The following is a 1147-nucleotide window of genomic DNA, read 5'->3' on the forward strand; positions in this document are numbered from 1 at the left end:
CCATCACCTTCTCCTCGCCGCAGACCAAGGTGCGGGTGGCGGCCACCCGCCTGCCCGACGGTCGTATCATGATCGAAATCCATGACAAGGGTATCGGGCTGACGCCGGAGGACTTCGCGGAGATCAACAAGCGCCTGGCCGATCCGCCCTCCGTGGACGCGTCGGTCTCCCAGCGCATGGGTCTGTACGTCGTCGGCCGGCTGGCCGAACGGCACGGCATCCGCGTGCAGCTCCGCCCCTCCGGCGAGCGCTCGGGCACCACCTCCCTGGTGATGCTGCCCGAGTCGATCACCCGGGGCGGGGGCGGCGGGCAGCAGCCGCAGACCGAGGAATTCACCGTTTCCCGGATCGTTACACCGCCACAGGACTCCCACATCACCGAGGCCCAGCGGCAGGCCGGTCTGCGCACCGCCGCCGAACTGGGCTTCGACGACTCGCGGTACACGACACCCGCCGTCGCTCCCGCATCACCCACAGCACCCGGCCCGTCCGTTCCCCAGCTCCCGCAAACCGGGACACAGGCCCCGTACGACGCGGGGTACGGCACCGGGTACACCACCCCGCCGACGTCCCCTGTCGAACCGGCGTACGATCAACTCTCGGCGCGGGAGGAGCAGTTCACGGCCTACCCGGCGCCCACAGAATCTCCGCAGGATGGTCCCGCGGGGCCCGGTCAGCGCGTAGGCTTCACTGCACCGGACCCGGGACCGGCGGAGTTCGGTGGTACGACCGGGGCAGGGCTGCCCCGGCGGACACCGCCGGGACCGCAGCGGCACGACCGGGCCGGGGCGGCACCGGCGCAGCAGGCACCGGAACCCGGGGAGGCGCAGTGGGACCGTGGACCACGCCGCGAGGCGCGGCCCGCCGGCACCACCTCCGCCGGACTCCCGAAGCGGGTGCCCCGGGCGAATCTGACCGAGCACCAGCCGGGGGAGCCGGGGGCGGCCGCCGGGCCGCAGGTGTCCCGTGATCCGGAAGATGTCCGCGGCAGGCTCAGCAACCTGCACCGCGGTGTACGACAGGGCCGGGGCGGCACGGGCCGCACCGACCGGAACGAACCGCAGGGCTCCGGCCCTGGTAACACATACGATCAGGAGCGTTAGTGTGAGCCCGATGAGCCAGGCGGCGCAGAACCTGAACTGGTTGA

The 1147-nt window shown here is 72.1% G+C and carries 1 protein-coding gene; it reads left to right on the forward strand.

Going from position 1 to position 1147, the window contains the following annotated elements:
- Positions 1-1103: ATP-binding protein (locus tag ACFV5N_RS27960; protein ID WP_385605379.1), on the forward strand; the 1103-nt coding region annotated here is incomplete at its 5' end.
- Positions 1104-1147: the final 44 nt, after the last annotated feature.

The organism is Streptomyces sp. NPDC059853 (assembly GCF_042731495.1).
Classification (GTDB): Bacteria; Actinomycetota; Actinomycetes; order Streptomycetales; family Streptomycetaceae; genus Streptomyces.